A 1,214-nucleotide genomic window follows, 5' to 3' on the forward strand; every position below is an offset into this window, starting at 1 on the left:
CCTACAATTCGACTAAATATTTTCATATTTATTTAAGTACATAGCATTTACATGAAATATTTTATGAAGTTGATGACGAGTTTGAAATATATAAAAACTAGAAGCAAACATATATTGATTTTAATAAAACTAAGTTCGATACAGTTCTAGGAACACCTAAATCAACCAAACAAATTCATAGTTACAAAGGAAAAAAAGAAAATCTTATAATAAAAATAGATAAAATGAAATAATTATTATTATTTGAATTAAGCACTTAAAAAGGATAGACACAGTAATCGAATTGTTTCTATCCTTTTCTTTATTTTATCAGTAAACCCTATTAAAAGACCCTACTGAATTTTACACTAAACCCTGCTTAATTTTGGTTACCCCTATCTTCTTGGTGTTGTATGGTATATGTCAGTATGTCGTATCTAGTGAAAGTAATACTTAAAAATATAGCAGACTAATAATACAGAAGTAATTAGTAATATATTACATTCCTATAATCTTCATTATGAGCAGATAGGTAAAGAGGTACGATGTATTGAGGATGAATTGCCTTTTGAGATACCTGATAATTGGGAATGGGTACACATTAATGATATTGCAGAATCTTATTTAGGAAAAACACTAAATAAAACAAAAGATATTGGTGAATCTGTTCCATACTTATGTAGTATTAATATCCAATCAGATTACATTGATATGAATACTATCAAGATTGCAAAATTTAATGAGGCAGAAAAACAAAAATATTTGCTTCAAGATGGAGATTTATTAATTTGTGAAGGTGGAGATGCAGGAAGGTCAGCAGTGTGGAACAAAAATAAAACAATGTATTATCAAAATGCGTTACATCGTGTTCGCTTTTATGAAAAACTTAATCCAGTTTTTTATCAAAGAGTTCTATCTTTTTATAAAGTCTCCAAAATATTGGATAATTATTTTAAAGGTGTAACTATTAAGCATTTTGTACAAAATCATTATTTTCATTTATTTTCTCTACCCCCACTCAGGACACATCGAATAGTTGCAAACTTCAGATTAAACCGTGATGAAAAATAAGATTGCTGAGACAATAATGAACTATCATATCAGGATCATTAAGAATCGATCTCATATGCATCGAGTAACAGACTTCGATCATAGACCTGCATCGGTATATAAGCGTATCGAAAAAACAACTTACAGAGGTATCAAGAGATGATCTCTTTCAGGATATCTTTAGA

Annotated in this window: 1 protein-coding gene; it reads left to right on the forward strand. The window is 28.7% G+C overall.

Going from position 1 to position 1,214, the window contains the following annotated elements:
- The first annotated feature begins 540 nt into the window (after nt 1-540).
- Complete coding sequence (locus tag EUBDOL_RS00435; RefSeq protein ID WP_004797418.1) at nt 541-1,050, forward strand: restriction endonuclease subunit S; 510 nt, start codon at nt 541-543, stop codon at nt 1,048-1,050.
- Nucleotides 1,051-1,214 lie beyond the last annotated feature (164 nt).

Source organism: Amedibacillus dolichus DSM 3991 (assembly GCF_000154285.1).
Classification (GTDB): domain Bacteria; phylum Bacillota_I; class Bacilli_A; order Erysipelotrichales; family Erysipelotrichaceae; genus Amedibacillus; species Amedibacillus dolichus.